Below are 16757 nucleotides of genomic sequence, written 5' to 3' on the forward strand. Positions count from 1 at the left end.
AGACAGCAACGCCCGTCGCGCTTACTATCCCAGCCAAGCCTTAAACAAGAGCGCACATCATGACGGTTGATTGGGTCTGCAAACACCACGACGATCTGGGCAAGGACCAGCTCTACGCCATCCTGCGCCTGCGCGGCGAGGTGTTCGTCGTTGAACAGAAATGCGTTTATCAGGACATTGACGGGCAAGACCTGTCAGGCGATACCCACCACTTGATGGCCTGGAAAGACAATGAACTGGTGGCTTACCTGCGCCTGCTGGACCCGGAGTCACAGGGCGGCGACGTCGTGATCGGCCGGGTGATCGTCGCGCCATCGGCGCGCGGCACCGGCTTGGGACACCTGATGATGGAAGAGACCCTCAGGCAGATCGAGAAGATCTGGCCCGACACACCGATTTTTCTGTCGGCCCAGGCGCACTTGCAGGGATATTACGGGCGGTATGGGTTTGTAGTGGCGGGAGAGGAATACCTGGAAGACGACATTCCGCATATTGGTATGCGGCGGGCTTGAGGGCCTCATCGGGAGCAAGCCCCCTCCCACATGTTTCACAGATCAAATGTGGGAGGGGGCTTGCCCCCGATGGCGCCAGTCCAGCCAGCCCCTGCCTCAGGGATAACCCAACACCTGCTTGATCGCCGCAAGATTTGCTTCGATCCACCGCCGGTCAATCGCGCCCCAATCACGAATCCGATAATGCCCGGCATGGTTGCGCGCACCGTCTTGCTGCTCGAACTCACACAAGATATCCAGGTCGGCCAATGCCGCAATGGTGTCCTGCGCCGTGCGCCGGGGCATGCCGGTGGCATCGGTCAACGCCGGGACGCTGCTGGCCAGCCCGCTGTCGATCAAGTACGCCACATACAGGCGGCGGTAAAAGCTGCTCTTGGTTTTGCTCACATCCATGGTCAATCGCCTTGTGATTAGGGCTTGCCCTGCAAATCGCGCCAGGTGAGGTACACCCGCAGGTCGAATTCCACCTGATGGTAGCCCGGCATCATGTGTTCGCAGAGTTTATAGAACGCCTTGTTGTGGTCCGATTCCTTGAAGTGCGCCAGCTCGTGCACCACGATCATGCGCAAAAACTCCGGGGCGGCTTCCTTGAACAGCGCGGCGATGCGGATCTCTTTCTTGGACTTGAGATTGCCGCCCTGCACCCGCGAAATCGTGGTGTGCAAACCCAGCGCGCGGTGGGTCAGGTCCAGGCGGTTATCGAACAGCACCTTGTCGATCGACGGCGCATTGCGCAGGTGCTCCTGCTTCAGGGCCAGGGCGTAGCTGTACAGCGCCTTGTCGCTCTGCACGGCGTGCCGTTCGGGATAGCGCTGCTCCAGGTAGGCGCCCAACTGGTCCTTGGCGATCAGTTGGCGCACTTGCTCCTGAAGCGCAGCGGGATAAGCCTGGAGGTATTTCAACGCGGTCATGGGATCTGCAACGTGGCTCGAACGGGCGCCAGTGTAGCGAATTCACAGCGCGTGAGGGTGCGACCAACCGACCACGTCCTCGGCCATCAGCGGTGCCGCCGCCCAGGCGCCCTGGATAAACGCGCAACCATTGGCCTTGAGCCACTGCGCCTGTTCAAAGGTTTGCACGCCCTCCGCGATCACCAGCACACCAAAATGCCCGCACAGTTCGATGATGCTGCGTGCCATCGCGGCATCCCGTGGCGAGCCTGGCAGGCGGGCCACCAACTGTGGATCAAGCTTGAGCGTGTCGAACGCCAGGTCGCGCAAATGGGCAAGGGAACAGCGACCGCAGCCAAAGTCATCCAGGGCGATACGTACTCCAAGTTCGCGCAGCAGCTTCAGTTGCTTGACCGATTCCTCAAGATTGCTCATCAGGCAATCTTCACCGATTTCCACTTCCAATTGCCGCCCCTGCAACCCGTGTCGTTCGAGTACTTCGCGCAGTTGGCTGGCCAGGTTAGGCATATTGAACTGGCTGCTGCTCAGGCTCACGCTCAGCACCAGCTCGTCATCGAAAGCCGCCTGCCAGGCCTGGCGCTGGGCAGCGACCTGCTGATAAATCCAGGAGCTTAACTGGTTGATCAACCGTGCCTCTTCCAGCAACGGCAGAAACAAACCCGGCGGCACGTCGCCAACGCTCGGATGCTGCCAGCGCAGCAGCGCCTCGACGCCGCGCAGGCGCCCGTCCTCCAGTGACACCTGAGGCTGGTACACCAGGGTGAACTCCTTGTTCTGAATCGCGCTGCGCACGCTGTCTTCCAGCATCAGGCGTGAGCGGGCGCGACCGTTCATTTCCTGGTCGTAATAGCGATACTGCTGACGGCCAGCGCGCTTGGCTTCGTACATGGCGATGTCCGCCGCGCGTAGCAGGCCGTTGAGGTCCGAGCCGCAGTCCGGGAAGGTCGCAATACCGATGCTGGCCCCCAGCATCACCTCCAAACCGTCGACCTGCTGGCACACAGACACCCGTTCGATCAGTTTTTCCGCGATCTTCGCCGCCTGCTCCGGAAACTCCAGCTCCAGCAAAGCGGTGAATTCATCCCCGCCCATGCGCCCCAGCACGTCGTACGAACGCAAACACGCCTGCATCTGCTCAGACACCCAGCGCAGCACGCGATCACCGGCGTCGTGGCCCAAGGTGTCGTTGACGCGCTTGAAGCCATCCAGATCCAGGTACAGCAACACCAGCGACTGCTCATTACGCTCGCTGCGCAACAACATGTTCTCCACGGTCTGGTGGAAGCCGCGGCGATTCAGCAGCCCAGTCAACGGATCGGTCACCGCCTGGAACTCCAGCTGCTGGTGCAAATGACGCACCTCGGACATGTCCAGCACCGTCACCACCATCGCCTTCTGCTCGGCCGGCAGGGGCGCGCAGGACAACGCCACCGGCACCTGCTGACCGCGACTGGTGCGCAAAATGGCGTCGTGCAAACGCCATGTTTCACCCTTGCGATAGGCCTCATACATCGGGAATCCCAACCAGGCCGGCACATGGGGTTTTTGCAGGAAGCTCAGGAAACTCTCGCCTTGCAGCTCCGCCATCGTGGCATTGAGCAGCCTTGAAATAGCCGGGTTGGCGTACTCAATCACGCTGCCCTCGCCCACCACCAGAATGCCTTCGGCCGCGTTGTCCAACACCGACGCATTGAAGGCCCGGGCGAGCTCCAGGTCATGGCTCAGCCGCTGCAGGGCGCGGCGATTACGCTGGTGCTCCAGCAGCGCCTGCACTTTGGGCCTGAGGATATGCGGATCGAAGGGCTTGAACAGATAGTCGATGGCACCGCTGGCATAGCCTTTGAGCACCGCGTCGGACGACTGCGCATCGGCCGTGAGAAAAATGATCGGCGTCATGCTCGTACGCTGGCTCCCGCGCATCAGGCGTGCCACCTCGAAGCCATCCATACCGGGCATTCGCACGTCCAGCAACACCAGGTCGACGTCGTGAACCAGCAACAGTTCCAGGGCTTCCAGGCCGGAAGCGGCGGTGATGACGCGCCAGTCTTCGCACTGCAACACTGCACACAGGCTGACGAGGTTTTCCGGGTAGTCGTCGACCACCAGGAGAACTGAACCGTCGCCGAGGTTTTGAGCGCAATCCATGCTACGTCTCTTCCTTAAGGAACTGCACCGGTCACTTCGGGTACTTAAAACCGGACAAATAATGAGGCCTCACTCTAGCCCCGGTTATAAAAAAGCAGAAGTAACCTCGATGCCATCATTGCGCCAAAGCCTGGGAAGCCGACTAACGGTAAGGCTCCACAGCCCACGCCCCACGGGCAATATGGCTTTTTGGCATTCTTCTGACGCCAATAAATTGCCAACCAATATTTAACAATTTGGTTAACACCACCTATAAAGAACCTGTGCAGCCCTCGGGCTAAAGCTTTCACCCCTCGCCATAAGGCCAACACCATGATCGACCTTTCCACCTGGAACCTGAGCATTCCGGTCGGCTCCCCGCCCACGACCATCGAAACCCCCAAGCTGCTCAGCGGCTTCAATGACCAGTATTTCCAGGCCGAAGGCAGCGATGTGCAGTTCTGGACACCCGTGACAGGCACCCGCACCGAAAACGCCATCTACCCGCGCAGCGAATTGCGCGAAACTTACGCCGACGGACGCCTGCGCAACTGGACCTACCCCGAAGCCGACAACTTCCTGCGCGCCACCTTGACGGTCCACCAAGTGCCCTCCAGCGGCAAGATCGTGATCGGCCAGATCCACGCCTACGACAGCCAGAAACCGCTGATCAAGCTGGAATACCAATTCAAGGAGAAAACCCAGACCGGCAACATCGTCGCCAAAGTACGCATGCGCCCGGACGAATCCGAGAGCCAGGTGATCACCGTCGCCTCCAACGTGCCGCTGGAGAAGAGCTTCACCTATGTGATCAACCTCAACAAAGCCGGGCTACTGAACGTGTATGCCGCAGACCGAGAGTGGAACGAACGCATTGGCGCGGCATGGGCCGACAAGCCGCTGTATTTCAAGGCGGGGGTGTATGTGCAGGACAACAGCGGGGATAGCAAGGAAGGCGCACGGGTGACGTTTGCGAAGCTGGATATTGATCACGAGTGACCTACCCAGAAAGTAACGAAAAGCCCCGGCAACCCGGGGCCTCTTGGCTGATTATTTTACTCTATGCACATCAACTGGAAGTCCATCGAGGAGTCACCGGCCGGTTTGTCATCACCGACCATCAGCGTGAGTACGTTAATATAATCAACTTTTGGAACTCCGCCCAACTTGGCATGCCCATAGAAAATCCGATCATTGGAACTGACGTCCGTCACCGAGACTGTGCAGAAACTAGGCGCCTTCTTAAACGAGCCAGGAACTAGTCTGACTTTGTATTCCGAAAAATAGTCGGGCTGTGCGGTTAAATTTACTTCTTTCAACCACTTGGAAGATTGAGCTGTGATCACACCGTTCTTGTCAATAGACGCCGTAAATATGCGACTTTCGGCGTTTACAGATGCAAAAGAACTTGCCGCTAGCAATGCCATAGTAACGCCAGTATATTTAATAAAACCCATCATTAACTTCTCCATGATTACCTTTTTTCAACGCACGATAAAAAAACGACTTTAGCGCATCCACAATTAATAAAATCGCATTTTCAATGACGTACAAACAAAACAGAAAGCGATGAACTACATGGGAATATAAACTTACAAGATGATAAACCTGCATGGCGACTCCGCACGCTAATTCTGGAGCCTAGGCATATCGTGAGATTCGTCCCCATCAGTCAAGAACAATTCTCTGGCTCATAACTTTTATTAAACGCACCGCTCATCCCTGGGGGAGCCCGGCTCCCACACCAGTCCATCAGTGGCTTGGTATTCGTTGCCCGTCCTACACGACTGTTGCGATGAGTCAGGATGCTGTTTCTATTTCTGCACCGAAACCGCCACTGACTACCCCGCGCTGTTAGTCGATAGCGACGCCCCTCTGCTCAACTTCCACGCCTGCCTGCGCGAGCGCCTCAACACCGTCCTTGAACACCTCAACCTGATGGCCTGCTCCAGCCTGCCGAACTTTGCCGGGCGCGCAGTAATGAAGGGGCAAGGGTGACGCTTGCGAAGCTGGGTATTGATTACGAATAAAACGGATCGGCCTGATAGTGAGTAGGCAAGATCCGATAAAGGCCAGGATCGTTCCCACGCCTTGGACCCACCGCAGTCCACCTGCGGGAGGGGGCCCCCTCCCACACTTGGATCGCGTAGCCTGAGCGTGCAGTGCTCGTCCTACAGCACCGTTGCGGCCGGCCAAACCGGCGCTTATAGTTCGCCCCGTCGCTGGCTGAACAGCGATAGGGTTTCGCAGCCCTAACGATACGTGTGTAACCAAGCATCATGAATACAACGATGAGCGCTTCGGCGCCCGTCGTCTGTTTTATGGTGGCTGTGTGTGGGAGACCTTCGGGTCTGCCGGGTTCCTCGTATCCTCGGTCTGCGAACCCGCACACAGCTACCACCCAATTCGTTTCGCAGCGAATGGCGGTAGTCCTTTTCAGATACGAGGAATATTTGCCATGACTCAACAACTACCACCCCGCCGCTTCCATCCCTGCACCGAAACCGCTACCGACTACCCTGTGCTGCTAGTTGACAGCGACGCCCCCTCTCCTCGACCTCCACGCCTGCCTGCGTGAGCGCCTCAACGCCGCCCTTGAACATCTCAACCTGATGGCCTGCTCCAGCCTGCCGGATTTTGCAGAGCACGACCTGAACCACTTGGCCAATACCGCACGCATTCTGGTGCAGGATGTATGTGATGTGTTTCGAGTCATTGAACACCGTGGATTCGAAACATCACTGCCGATCTGATCGAAATCTGGCCCAAAAAAAACCGCATTGCTGCGGGTTTTCCTTAGGCGACGAAAGAACAAAGAATCCCGCGCCCTTATTCCTGAACAGGCAATGTGAACTTGGCAGGCCCCTTTGAGTTCATCAGCTCAAAAGCACAGTCCGTGACTTTGCTATTTTCACACTCTTTATTCTCATTCCAACCAGAACCTTTAGCCACGGGGGGCAAGACAAACCGCTGAGACAACCTCAAATAATCGTCCTTGCCTTTCCCACTGTAATTACAGATTACATAGTGATAAGGCAATTTCGTTTCGCTGTCTGCACCTTGCTTGATCGCTGCGCCCAGGAACTTGAACCCCTCAGCTCCAGAATAATCGTCAACCAGCTGTTCGCCGTTCCATTGCTGCTCTTGCTCTCCACCTGAAAACTGAATGTTCACAACCTTGATAGTCGAAGAGTCCGGACAAGACAACTGCGCCGCCTGCCCATTCCCCATCAGCAACCACGCACCCGCAGCCGTAAAAAACCGACGCCACTTAAGAGTTGAATGTGACATAGCGTGTTCCCCTTCTTGGATGAGTGAGCCAAGAATGCGAAAGATGGGTAACTGGCGATACCGTCAACATTGACAGTTTTTAATACAATTAACTCAATCGCAAGATTTCGAGCCCTATCTGTCTATCTACCGCCACTTACCTTCAATTCCAAAATAGTATAAGACACTGTCATACTTCACAGGTTTCATGCAGACCAACTATCTATAGCCTTACAAAAACGGCAAAACTAAAAATGCGCCGTTTTAAACTTGTCCTTTATCAAACATAATAGGGAATATTATCATGGCAAAGACACCTACCATCAATCCCGTCAACACCGACGCCTATCCTCCTCCACTTGGCGCACACCCACGAATCTGGGGAACGGCAGAGCCCAATTACAGCGTTGAGATCGTTGATGCTAATGCTACGAAAACTGTCTATGGGAAAGGCGTCGCTGGCCCAGATGGGCAATGGGTTAGCGACTTGACCGTTCCAACAGATAGGAATGTAAAAGTTAAAGCTCGGTGTTACGTCAGCCCAGGCGACAGCACAACGTCAGCCTGGAGTAACTCTATAGATATACAAAACAAATGACGGTCTTATTTCAACGATGTAAAGCTCACTGCTTTGCTGTTTGATTAAGCAAATGTCCGCACCCTGAGGCGCGGGCATTTTTTATAATGAAGAAGGGTCTATTTATTGCTGATAAAAATAACCATGTCCGCTATGACGGACACTTCAAACGCCTTACGTTCGCTGGATGCGCATCCAAAAAAAAGCCCGCATCGCTGCAGGCTTCTTTTTAAACACCCAAGATTCAGTTGACCTTAGCGTTCAACTCACCCTTCAAATACCGCTGATACATCGCTTCCAACGAGATCGGCTTGATCTTCGAAGCATTACCGGCAGTACCAAACGCTTCATAACGTGCAATACACACATCACGCATCGCGGTCACGGTGGCGCCGAAGAATTTGCGCGGGTCGAACTCGCTCGGGTTGGTTGCCATCAGGCGACGCATCGCACCGGTGGAGGCCAGGCGCAGGTCGGTGTCGATGTTGACCTTGCGCACGCCGTGCTTGATGCCTTCGACGATTTCTTCAACCGGTACGCCGTAGGTTTCTTTGATGTCGCCGCCGTACTGGTTGATGATCGCCAGCCACTCCTGCGGTACCGAGGAAGAACCGTGCATCACCAGGTGGGTGTTGGGGATGCGTTTGTGGATTTCCTTGATGCGGTCAATGGCCAGTACGTCGCCGGTCGGTGGCTTGGTGAACTTGTAGGCGCCGTGGCTGGTGCCGATGGCGATGGCCAGGGCGTCCACTTGGGTCTTCTTGACGAAGTCGGCGGCTTCTTCCGGGTCGGTCAGCATCTGGCTGTGATCCAGCACGCCTTCGGCGCCGATGCCGTCTTCTTCACCGGCCATGCCGGTTTCCAGGGAGCCCAGGCAACCCAGTTCGCCTTCAACCGACACGCCGCAGGCGTGAGCCATGGCCACGGTTTGCTGGGTAACACGTACGTTGTATTCGTAGTCGGTTGGGGTCTTGCCGTCTTCGCCGAGGGAACCGTCCATCATCACCGAGCTGAAGCCCAACTGGATGGAGCGCTGGCACACGTCAGGGCTGGTGCCGTGGTCCTGGTGCATGCACACCGGGATGTGCGGGAATTCTTCGATGGCCGCGAGAATCAGGTGACGCAGGAACGGCGCGCCGGCGTATTTGCGGGCACCGGCCGAAGCCTGGACGATCACTGGGGAGTCGGTCTTGTCAGCGGCTTCCATGATGGCGCGCATCTGCTCAAGGTTGTTGACGTTAAAGGCTGGGACGCCGTAGCCGAACTCGGCTGCGTGGTCCAGCATTTGACGCATGCTGATAAGTGCCATTGTGTTGTCTCTCCCGGTCGAGGGTCGTTAATCGTGCAAGCCTGCCGTAGCGGCGGCTGCTATTCAAGTTATTGCAGATCAAGGGGTTGAGCCTTGTGCTGCTGAATCGTTATTGCTGATGTAGCCGACTCAAATTCCAAGTTGAAACCGAATCAATGTGGGAGGGGGCTTGCCCCCGATAGCGGTCATCCTGACACCCATGTGCCGGCTGACCCACTGCAATCGGGGGCAAGCCCCTCCCACATTTGGATCTCATCTCATGACAGATCTCAGTTGGCCTTACAGCCACGCCCGATCAAATCATCCGTGGCCGTCCAGTAAATCAGGCCTTCCTCGCCTTTTGTGTGAAACGCCAATTGGTCGTTGGCATACAGCACACCCGAAGCCGCCACGTCCTGCTTGAGTCGATAAACCTGGTCCGAGCCGCCAAGGCGCACATCCACCTCGGAGCGGGCCGCATTGGCAAAGCGCCAGTTGACCTCGGCCTTGCTGTCGCAGGTCCAGGTTGTCCATTTACCTTCCGGCTCTGCCTTGTCGAACATGTTCATGCTGCTGCAACCGGCCAACAAGGCCAGTGCTGCCAGGGCGATAACGCCTTTCATTGCCAATCCTCGCAGGGCGACCTCGGGCCGCCGTTGCTGTGGGTTAGTGGATCAGACCCGTCAAGGGCAACCCTGTTCCTGACCGTTGGGCGCGGAGTCGTATTTCTCCAGCCGCTCGTTGCCAATGCGCTTGTTGATCACCGGCATGGTCTCGGCTTGCCAGTCAGCCTGGTAGCAGCTTTTTTTCAGCGGCGCCGAGGCTTTATCCGCCTCGGGCGCCGCGTTCGGCGTGCTGCCGCAGCCGGCCAGCAGGCCCACTGCAATCACCAGTGCCAACGACTTGATCATGGGATGCTCCTTTTTCCTGATCACGCGCGCCTTAACCTTTGGCTCGGGTTTCCAGCACTTCCACGGCCGGCAGTACCTTGCCCTCGACGAATTCGAGGAACGCACCGCCACCGGTAGAAATGTAGGAGATCTGGTCGGCAACGCCATATTTATCGATAGCCGCCAGGGTGTCGCCGCCGCCGGCGATGGAGAACGCCGAGCTTTCGGCGATGGCTTTGGCCAGCACTTTTGTACCGTTGCCGAACTGGTCGAACTCGAATACGCCGACCGGGCCGTTCCACAGGATGGTCTGCGAAGCTTTGAGCAGCTCAGCGAAGTTGGCCGCGGTTTGCGGGCCGATATCCAGAATCATGTCGTCGGCGGCCACGTCAGCGATGAGCTTGACGGTGGCTTCGGCGCTTTCGGCGAATTCCTTGGCAACGACCACGTCCACCGGCAACGGCACGCTGACTTTGGCGGCGATGGCGCGGGCGGTGTCGAGCAGGTCCGGCTCGTACAGGGACTTGCCCACCGGGTGGCCGGCGGCAGCCAGGAAGGTGTTGGCAATGCCGCCGCCAACGATCAACTGGTTGCAGATCTGGCTCAGGCTGTTGAGGACGTCCAGCTTGGTGGACACCTTGGAACCGGCCACGATGGCCGCCATCGGTTGTGCCGGAGCGCCCAGGGCCTTGCCCAGTGCATCCAGCTCGGCCGCCAGCAGCGGGCCGGCGGCAGCGACCTTGGCGAACTTGGCCACGCCATGGGTCGAGCCTTCGGCGCGGTGAGCGGTGCCAAAGGCGTCCATCACGAACACGTCGCACAGCGCAGCGTATTGCTGGGCCAGCTCGTCACTGTTTTTCTTCTCGCCCTTGTTGAAGCGCACGTTTTCGAACAGCACGATGTCGCCGGCTTTCACCTCGACGCCGCCCAGGTAGTCAGCCACCAACGGCACTTCGCGGCCCAAGGCCTTGCTCAGGTATTCGGCCACCGGCTTGAGGCTGTTTTCAGCCGAGAACTCGCCTTCGGTCGGGCGACCCAGGTGGGAGCAGACCATCACGGCCGCGCCTTTTTCCAGGGCCAGCTTGATGGTCGGCAGCGAGGCCAGGATTCGCGCATCGCTGGTGACAACACCGTCCTTGACTGGGACGTTGAGGTCTTCGCGAATCAGTACGCGCTTACCTTGCAGATCGAGGTCGGACATCTTCAACACGGTCATGGGTCGCAGTTCCTGAATTACTGTTGAGGTTGTTTTGAAGCCACTTGCAGATAGTGTTCCGCAACGTCGAGCATTCGGTTGGCAAAGCCCCATTCGTTGTCGAACCAGGCCAGGATGTTCACCAGCCTCGGGCCGGAAACGCGGGTCTGGCTGGCATCGACAATCGCCGAATGCGGGTCATGGTTGAAATCGCAGCTGGCGTGGGGCAACTCGGTGTAGGCCAGCAAGCCTTTGAGCGGGCCGCTGGTGGCGGCGTCGCGCAGGATCCGGTTGACCTCCACGGCATCGGTGTCGCTCACGGTTTGCATGGTGATGTCCAGACAGGACACGTTCACCGTCGGCACCCGTACCGCTTTGGCCTGGATTCGCCCGGCAAGTTCCGGCAGCAGGCGTTCGATGCCCCGCGCCAGGCCGGTGGACACCGGAATCACTGACTGGAACGCCGAGCGTGTGCGGCGCAGGTCTTCGTGATGATAGGCGTCAATCACCGGCTGGTCGTTCATGGCCGAGTGAATCGTGGTGATCGACACGTAGTCCAGGCCGATTGCCTGATCCAGCAGGCGCAACAGCGGCACGCTGCAGTTGGTGGTGCAGGAGGCGTTGGACACCAGCAGTTCATCGCCGGTCAGGCAATCCTGGTTGATGCCGTAGACGACGGTGGCGTCCACGTCCGCCTCGCTGGCCATCGGCTGGGAAAACAGCACACGCGGCGCGCCGGCGTCGAGAAAACGCTGGCCATCGGCACGGGTGTTATAGACACCGGAACACTCCAGCACCAGGTCGACGCCCAGTGCTTTCCAGTCGATGCCTTCTGGCGTGGCACTGCGCAAGACGTGCACGCAGTTGCCTTTAATATGCAGACAATCGCCTTCGACCCGCACTTCGCCGGGGAAACGGCCATGGGTGGAGTCAAAACGTGTCAGGTATTCGATGCTGGCCATATCCGCCAGATCGTTGATCGCAACAATTTCAAACCCGGCCGCCGCCCCTCGCTCGAACAGAGCACGCAAGACGCAACGACCAATGCGGCCGTAGCCGTTGAGTGCAACTTTGTAGGGACGCGGTTGGGGCATGGGGTTCTCGCAGTAGGGGCGACACAAACCACTGTAGGAGCGAGCTTGCTCGCGAAGAACTTGAGAGCGCCGCGTCAAACCAGAAACGCTGCGTTATCGTTAACGATCTTCGCGAGCAAGCTCGCTCCTACAGTAGAGGCGGTGGTCAGTGGGCCACCGCGTTAGCGCCTTAGTCTTCCAGCAGCTCTTCAGCCTGGCCCAGGATGTTTTCCAGGGTGAAACCGAACTCTTCGAACAAGGCTGGCGCCGGCGCCGACTCACCGTAGGTGGTCATGCCGATCACACGGCCTTCCAGGCCTACGTACTTGTACCAGTAGTCGGCGTGGGCCGCTTCGATGGCGATACGCGCGCTGACCTGCAACGGCAGTACCGATTGCTTGTAGCCGGCGTCCTGGGCTTCGAACACGCTGGTGCACGGCATGGACACAACGCGTACGTTGCGGCCTTGCTCGGTCAGCTTGTCGTAGGCCTGAACGGTCAGGCCCACTTCGGAACCGGTGGAGATCAGGATCAGCTCCGGCTCGCCGATGCAGTCCTTGAGCACGTAGCCGCCACGGCTGATGTCGGCGATCTGCGCGTCGGTACGCACCTGGTGCTGCAGGTTCTGACGCGAGAAGATCAGCGCCGAAGGGCCGTCCTTGCGCTCAATCGCGTGCTTCCAGGCCACGGCGGATTCCACCGCGTCGGCAGGGCGCCAGCAGTCCAGGTTCGGCGTGGTGCGCAGGCTGGTCAATTGCTCGACCGGCTGGTGCGTCGGGCCGTCTTCGCCCAGGCCGATGGAGTCGTGGGTGTAGACGTGGATCACGCGCTTCTTCATCAGCGCCGCCATGCGTACCGCGTTACGCGCATATTCCATGAACATCAGGAAGGTCGCGCCGTAAGGCACCAGGCCGCCGTGCAGGGACACGCCGTTCATGATGGCGCTCATGCCGAACTCGCGTACGCCGTAGTACATGTAGTTGCCGCTGGCGTCTTCGGCCGACACGCCTTTGCAGCCTTTCCACAGGGTCAGGTTGGAACCGGCCAGGTCAGCCGAACCGCCGAGGAACTCAGGCAGCAATGGGCCGAAGGCGTTCAGGGTGTTCTGGCTGGCTTTACGGCTGGCGATGGTCTCGCCCTTGGCCGCGACTTCGGCGATGTAGGCCGAGGCTTTTTCCGAGAAATCGGCAGGCAGGTCACCGGCCAGACGACGCACCAGCTCGTTGGCCAGCTCAGGGAATTCGGCGGAGTAGGCGGCGAAGCGCAGGTCCCACTCGGACTCGGCAGCCAGGCCTTTTTCCTTGGCATCCCACTCGGCGTAGATGTCAGCCGGGATTTCGAACGGGCCGTGGTTCCACTTCAGCGCTTCGCGGGTCAGGGCGATTTCCGCGTCACCCAGTGGGGCGCCGTGGCAGTCTTCCTTGCCTTGCTTGTTCGGCGAGCCGAAGCCGATGGTGGTCTTGCAGCAGATCAGGGTCGGCTGTGCGCTCTTGCGCGCGGTGTCGATGGCGATCTTGATCTCTTCCGGATCGTGGCCGTCGACGTTGCGGATCACCTGCCAGTTGTAGGCTTCGAAACGCTTGGGGGTGTCATCGGTGAACCAGCCTTCGACTTCGCCGTCGATGGAAATGCCGTTGTCATCGTAGAAGGCAATCAGCTTGCCCAGGCCCAGGGTGCCGGCCAGGGAGGCGACTTCGTGGGAAATGCCTTCCATCATGCAGCCGTCGCCCAGGAAGACGTAGGTGTGGTGGTCGACGATGTCGTGGCCAGGGCGGTTGAACTGCGCGCCCAGGACTTTTTCAGCCAGCGCGAAGCCAACGGCGTTGGCCAGGCCTTGGCCCAGGGGACCGGTGGTGGTCTCGACGCCTGGGGTGTAGCCGAATTCCGGGTGGCCCGGGGTGCGGCTGTGCAGCTGGCGGAAGCTCTTGAGGTCATCGATGGTGACGTCGTAGCCGGTCAGGTGCAGCAGCGAATAGATCAGCATCGAGCCGTGGCCGTTGGACAGCACGAAGCGGTCACGGTCGGCGAACGACGGGTTGCTCGGGTTGTGCTTCAGGTAATCACGCCAAAGTACCTCGGCGATATCCGCCATGCCCATCGGGGCACCGGGATGGCCGCTGTTGGCTTTTTGCACGGCATCCATGCTGAGGGCACGAATGGCGTTGGCACGCTCACGACGGCTGGGCATCGCTGATCTCCTGGGGGCTTGAATAAAGAAACGGAAAAAAGGACCGGCATTTTCCCTCAGCCACCGCCTGCGGGCAATGACAGATAGTCACTTGAGCGGTTTTTCCTGTGGTTTGCGCGCCAATCCTTTGCAGAATGCCCACGCGGGTTCGTCTAAAGGTTATAGCGGCTGCTTATAACTGCCACTTATCGATCAATATCAAAACTTTTTGATATTGGCCTTGCAGCGATTCCCACCCGTCACTAGACTGCTGGCCTTATGAACCTACCCGTGCCCTCACTGCGTCCTGACGACGGCGATGAACTGGCAGCCCTTTGCAAGGCTGCGGGTGACCCGTTGCGTCTGAACGTATTGCGCGCACTGGCCAATGACTCTTTTGGTGTGCTGGAACTGGCGCAGATCTTCGCCATCGGCCAGTCCGGCATGAGCCATCACTTGAAGGTACTGGCCCAGGCCGACCTGGTGGCGACGCGCCGCGAAGGCAATGCGATTTTTTACCGTCGCGCCCTGCCCCACACCGAGTTGCTTGGCGGCAAATTGCACGCCGCCCTGCTCGAAGAAGTGGACAACCTGGCCCTGCCGAGCGACGTACAGTCGCGCGTCAGCCAGGTGCACGGGCAACGCGCCGCCGCCAGCCAGGATTTCTTCGCGCGGGTTGCCGAGAAATTTCGTGCCCAGCAAGACCTGATCGCCAGCCTGCCCCAGTACCGCGAAAGCGTGCTGGCGCTGCTGGACAAGCTGAGCTTCAGTCAGGGGGCCACGGCCCTGGAAGTCGGCCCTGGCGACGGCGGTTTCCTGCCGGACCTGGCGCGACGCTTTGGCCAGGTCACCGCGCTGGACAACAGCCCTGCGATGCTTGAACTGGCGCGCCAGCTGTGCGAGCGCGAAGCGTTGGGCAACGTCCACCTGCAACTGGCCGATGCCCTGAGTGACACCAGCCTGCAGGCCGATTGCGTGGTGCTGAACATGGTCTTGCACCATTTTGCCGCTCCCGCCGACGCGCTCAAGCAAATGGCCGGGTTGCTGCATCCCGGCGGTAGCCTGCTGGTGACGGATTTATGCAGCCACAACCAGAATTGGGCCAAGGAGGCCTGCGGTGATCTCTGGTTGGGTTTTGAACAGGACGATTTGGCCCGTTGGGCCACCGCTGCGGGACTCGTTCCCGGGGAAAGCCTCTATGTAGGTTTACGTAATGGTTTCCAGATCCAGGTCCGCCATTTTCAGCGGCCGGCTGGCGACACTCACCATCGGTAAATATCAGGAAAACATCGAGATGAGCGAATACTCCCTTTTCACCTCCGAGTCCGTGTCTGAAGGGCATCCGGACAAAATCGCCGACCAGATTTCTGACGCGGTGCTGGACGCCATCATTGCTGAAGACAAGTTCGCCCGTGTGGCGTGCGAGACTCTGGTGAAAACGGGCGTGGCGATCATCGCCGGCGAAGTCACCACCACTGCCTGGGTCGACCTGGAGCAGATCGTGCGTGACGTGATCACCGACATCGGCTACACCAGCTCCGACGTCGGCTTCGACGGCGCGACCTGCGGCGTGATGAACATCATCGGCAAGCAGTCCCCCGACATCAACCAGGGCGTCGACCGCGCCAAGCCTGAAGATCAAGGCGCTGGCGACCAGGGCCTGATGTTCGGCTACGCCAGCAACGAAACCGACGTGCTGATGCCTGCGCCGATCACCTTCTCTCACCAGCTGGTGCAGCGCCAGGCCGAAGCGCGTAAGTCGGGGCTGCTGCCATGGCTGCGCCCGGACGCCAAGTCTCAGGTCACCTGCCGCTATGAAGGCGGCAAAGTGGTGGGTATCGACGCCGTTGTACTGTCTACCCAGCACAACCCGGACGTCTCCAACAAAGACTTGCGCGAAGGCGTGATGGAGCTGATCGTCAAGCACGTGCTGCCTGCCGAACTGCTGAGCAAGGACACCCAGTTCCACATCAACCCGACCGGCCAGTTCATCATCGGCGGCCCGGTGGGCGATTGCGGCCTGACCGGTCGCAAGATCATCGTCGACAGCTACGGCGGCATGGCCCGTCACGGCGGTGGCGCGTTCTCCGGCAAGGACCCATCCAAGGTTGACCGTTCCGCCGCCTACGCCGGCCGTTATGTGGCCAAGAACATCGTCGCCGCCGGCCTGGCCGAGCGTTGCGAGATTCAGGTGTCCTACGCCATTGGCGTGGCCCAGCCTACGTCGATCTCGCTGAATACCTTCGGCACCGGCAAGATCAGCGATGACAAGATCGTCAAGCTGGTGCGTGAGATCTTCGACCTGCGCCCTTACGCGATCACCACCATGCTCGACCTGCTGCACCCGATGTACCAGGAAACCGCAGCCTACGGCCACTTCGGTCGTACCCCTGCGCAGAAGACTGTCGGCGACGACACCTTCACCACGTTCACCTGGGAAAAAACCGACCGCGCCGACGACCTGCGTATCGCTGCCGGCCTGTAATCGCTCGCGATGCAGGAAGCCCTGCCGGGTTCGCTCGGCGGGGCTTTTTTACGCGTTGAATTCAGGCCAACAAAAGCAGCAACAAAATCGCTGAAACTCAAGCCGGAATCGACGCGGGCCAGCAAAAGCAGGCGCTTCAGCCTGGAAATCACGACGCGACGCAAGCGTTGGGCGGTCCGTTCAAGCAAGCAGAAACACCTGGTAAAAAGCCCCGCTGAGTCGGGGCTTTTTTGTGGCGGTGCGGATCACTTAGGCTGAGCGCCCT

General features: G+C 59.0%; 16 protein-coding genes and 2 pseudogenes. 7 read left to right on the plus strand and 11 right to left on the minus strand.

What is annotated here, in order from left to right; all coding sequences use genetic code 11:
• The first annotated feature begins 59 nt into the window (after nucleotides 1–59).
• On the plus strand, nucleotides 60–512 hold the full coding sequence (locus SC318_RS24740; protein ID WP_320428813.1) for a GNAT family N-acetyltransferase: 453 nt from the start codon (nucleotides 60–62) through the stop codon (nucleotides 510–512).
• Nucleotides 513–608: 96 nt separating this feature from the next.
• Here SC318_RS24740 and SC318_RS24745 read toward each other — a convergent pair whose 3' ends face one another.
• The 3 genes from SC318_RS24745 to SC318_RS24755 are packed head-to-tail and all read right to left on the minus strand — an operon-like array spanning nucleotide 609 to nucleotide 3568.
• Nucleotides 609–905, minus strand: coding sequence for a winged helix-turn-helix domain-containing protein (locus tag SC318_RS24745; RefSeq protein ID WP_320428814.1), 297 nt, complete (start codon nucleotides 903–905; stop codon nucleotides 609–611).
• Between the two features lie 17 nt (nucleotides 906–922).
• The gene (locus SC318_RS24750; RefSeq protein ID WP_306490672.1) at nucleotides 923–1423 is read right to left on the minus strand and encodes a M48 metallopeptidase family protein; all 501 of its coding nucleotides are present in this window, start codon (nucleotides 1421–1423) and stop codon (nucleotides 923–925) included.
• A gap of 42 nt (nucleotides 1424–1465) precedes the next feature.
• A complete protein-coding gene (locus tag SC318_RS24755) occupies nucleotides 1466–3568 on the minus strand; it encodes a putative bifunctional diguanylate cyclase/phosphodiesterase (RefSeq protein ID WP_320428815.1) in 2103 nt (700 codons plus the stop codon).
• A 312-nt stretch (nucleotides 3569–3880) separates the two neighbouring features.
• On the opposite strand from SC318_RS24755, the gene SC318_RS24760 reads away from it, so the two are divergent.
• The gene (locus SC318_RS24760) at nucleotides 3881–4546 is read left to right on the plus strand and encodes a polysaccharide lyase family 7 protein (protein ID WP_320428816.1); all 666 of its coding nucleotides are present in this window, start codon (nucleotides 3881–3883) and stop codon (nucleotides 4544–4546) included.
• Between the two features lie 56 nt (nucleotides 4547–4602).
• Here SC318_RS24760 and SC318_RS24765 read toward each other — a convergent pair whose 3' ends face one another.
• A complete protein-coding gene (locus tag SC318_RS24765) occupies nucleotides 4603–5019 on the minus strand; it encodes a hypothetical protein (RefSeq protein ID WP_413817576.1) in 417 nt (138 codons plus the stop codon).
• Between the two features lie 298 nt (nucleotides 5020–5317).
• On the opposite strand from SC318_RS24765, the pseudogene SC318_RS24770 reads away from it, so the two are divergent.
• Nucleotides 5318–5521, plus strand: a pseudogene (locus tag SC318_RS24770) (hypothetical protein); the annotation flags it as partial.
• Between the two features lie 484 nt (nucleotides 5522–6005).
• A pseudogene (locus SC318_RS24775) lies at nucleotides 6006–6300 on the plus strand (fructose-bisphosphate aldolase).
• Nucleotides 6301–6376: 76 nt separating this feature from the next.
• Here SC318_RS24775 and SC318_RS24780 read toward each other — a convergent pair.
• The 7 genes from SC318_RS24780 to tkt all read right to left on the minus strand — a co-directional run bounded on the left by SC318_RS24780 (nucleotide 6377) and on the right by tkt (nucleotide 14028).
• Nucleotides 6377–6838: a DUF3757 domain-containing protein gene (locus SC318_RS24780; protein WP_320428817.1), complete on the minus strand. Its 462-nt coding sequence runs from the start codon at nucleotides 6836–6838 to the stop codon at nucleotides 6377–6379.
• 800 nt (nucleotides 6839–7638) lie between these two features.
• Nucleotides 7639–8703 carry a class II fructose-bisphosphate aldolase gene (fba, locus tag SC318_RS24785; RefSeq protein WP_003234513.1) on the minus strand — a complete coding sequence of 355 codons (1065 nt, stop codon included), beginning with the start codon at nucleotides 8701–8703 and terminating at the stop codon, nucleotides 7639–7641.
• Nucleotides 8704–8972: 269 nt separating this feature from the next.
• Nucleotides 8973–9305: an MliC family protein gene (locus SC318_RS24790; RefSeq protein ID WP_320428818.1), complete on the minus strand. Its 333-nt coding sequence runs from the start codon at nucleotides 9303–9305 to the stop codon at nucleotides 8973–8975.
• 60 nt (nucleotides 9306–9365) lie between these two features.
• The gene (locus SC318_RS24795; RefSeq protein ID WP_124388548.1) at nucleotides 9366–9593 is read right to left on the minus strand and encodes a hypothetical protein; all 228 of its coding nucleotides are present in this window, start codon (nucleotides 9591–9593) and stop codon (nucleotides 9366–9368) included.
• A gap of 31 nt (nucleotides 9594–9624) precedes the next feature.
• Complete coding sequence (locus SC318_RS24800; RefSeq protein WP_320428819.1) at nucleotides 9625–10788, minus strand: phosphoglycerate kinase; 1164 nt, start codon at nucleotides 10786–10788, stop codon at nucleotides 9625–9627.
• Nucleotides 10789–10805: 17 nt separating this feature from the next.
• Nucleotides 10806–11861 carry an erythrose-4-phosphate dehydrogenase gene (epd, locus tag SC318_RS24805; RefSeq protein WP_320428820.1) on the minus strand — a complete coding sequence of 352 codons (1056 nt, stop codon included), beginning with the start codon at nucleotides 11859–11861 and terminating at the stop codon, nucleotides 10806–10808.
• Nucleotides 11862–12030: 169 nt separating this feature from the next.
• Nucleotides 12031–14028: a transketolase gene (gene tkt / locus SC318_RS24810; protein WP_320428821.1), complete on the minus strand. Its 1998-nt coding sequence runs from the start codon at nucleotides 14026–14028 to the stop codon at nucleotides 12031–12033.
• 258 nt (nucleotides 14029–14286) lie between these two features.
• On the opposite strand from tkt, the gene SC318_RS24815 reads away from it, so the two are divergent.
• From SC318_RS24815 to SC318_RS24825, 3 genes are read left to right on the plus strand one after another with little or no spacing between them, the layout of a single operon-like run.
• Nucleotides 14287–15282, plus strand: coding sequence for an ArsR/SmtB family transcription factor (locus tag SC318_RS24815; RefSeq protein WP_320428822.1), 996 nt, complete (start codon nucleotides 14287–14289; stop codon nucleotides 15280–15282).
• 19 nt (nucleotides 15283–15301) lie between these two features.
• Nucleotides 15302–16492, plus strand: a complete 1191-nt coding sequence (gene metK / locus SC318_RS24820) for a methionine adenosyltransferase (protein ID WP_306490682.1) — start codon at nucleotides 15302–15304, stop codon at nucleotides 16490–16492.
• A gap of 9 nt (nucleotides 16493–16501) precedes the next feature.
• Complete coding sequence (locus SC318_RS24825; RefSeq protein ID WP_320428823.1) at nucleotides 16502–16750, plus strand: hypothetical protein; 249 nt, start codon at nucleotides 16502–16504, stop codon at nucleotides 16748–16750.
• The last annotated feature ends 7 nt before the right edge of the window (nucleotides 16751–16757 follow it).

This window comes from Pseudomonas sp. MUP55 (genome assembly GCF_034043515.1).
Taxonomy (GTDB): Bacteria; Pseudomonadota; Gammaproteobacteria; order Pseudomonadales; family Pseudomonadaceae; genus Aquipseudomonas.

What these genes read in the sequence shown, in the direction of transcription:
- SC318_RS24740 (WP_320428813.1), top strand. Translation starts at nt 60, where the DNA reads ATGACGGTTGATTGGGTCTGCAAACACCACGACGATCTGGGCAAGGAC.
- SC318_RS24745 (WP_320428814.1), bottom strand. Translation starts at nt 905, where the DNA reads ATGGATGTGAGCAAAACCAAGAGCAGCTTTTACCGCCGCCTGTATGTG.
- SC318_RS24750 (WP_306490672.1), bottom strand. Translation starts at nt 1,423, where the DNA reads ATGACCGCGTTGAAATACCTCCAGGCTTATCCCGCTGCGCTTCAGGAG.
- SC318_RS24755 (WP_320428815.1), bottom strand. Translation starts at nt 3,568, where the DNA reads ATGGATTGCGCTCAAAACCTCGGCGACGGTTCAGTTCTCCTGGTGGTC.
- SC318_RS24760 (WP_320428816.1), top strand. Translation starts at nt 3,881, where the DNA reads ATGATCGACCTTTCCACCTGGAACCTGAGCATTCCGGTCGGCTCCCCG.
- SC318_RS24765 (WP_413817576.1), bottom strand. Translation starts at nt 5,019, where the DNA reads ATGGAGAAGTTAATGATGGGTTTTATTAAATATACTGGCGTTACTATG.
- SC318_RS24780 (WP_320428817.1), bottom strand. Translation starts at nt 6,838, where the DNA reads ATGTCACATTCAACTCTTAAGTGGCGTCGGTTTTTTACGGCTGCGGGT.
- fba (WP_003234513.1), bottom strand. Translation starts at nt 8,703, where the DNA reads ATGGCACTTATCAGCATGCGTCAAATGCTGGACCACGCAGCCGAGTTC.
- SC318_RS24790 (WP_320428818.1), bottom strand. Translation starts at nt 9,305, where the DNA reads ATGAAAGGCGTTATCGCCCTGGCAGCACTGGCCTTGTTGGCCGGTTGC.
- SC318_RS24795 (WP_124388548.1), bottom strand. Translation starts at nt 9,593, where the DNA reads ATGATCAAGTCGTTGGCACTGGTGATTGCAGTGGGCCTGCTGGCCGGC.
- SC318_RS24800 (WP_320428819.1), bottom strand. Translation starts at nt 10,788, where the DNA reads ATGACCGTGTTGAAGATGTCCGACCTCGATCTGCAAGGTAAGCGCGTA.
- epd (WP_320428820.1), bottom strand. Translation starts at nt 11,861, where the DNA reads ATGCCCCAACCGCGTCCCTACAAAGTTGCACTCAACGGCTACGGCCGC.
- tkt (WP_320428821.1), bottom strand. Translation starts at nt 14,028, where the DNA reads ATGCCCAGCCGTCGTGAGCGTGCCAACGCCATTCGTGCCCTCAGCATG.
- SC318_RS24815 (WP_320428822.1), top strand. Translation starts at nt 14,287, where the DNA reads ATGAACCTACCCGTGCCCTCACTGCGTCCTGACGACGGCGATGAACTG.
- metK (WP_306490682.1), top strand. Translation starts at nt 15,302, where the DNA reads ATGAGCGAATACTCCCTTTTCACCTCCGAGTCCGTGTCTGAAGGGCAT.
- SC318_RS24825 (WP_320428823.1), top strand. Translation starts at nt 16,502, where the DNA reads ATGCAGGAAGCCCTGCCGGGTTCGCTCGGCGGGGCTTTTTTACGCGTT.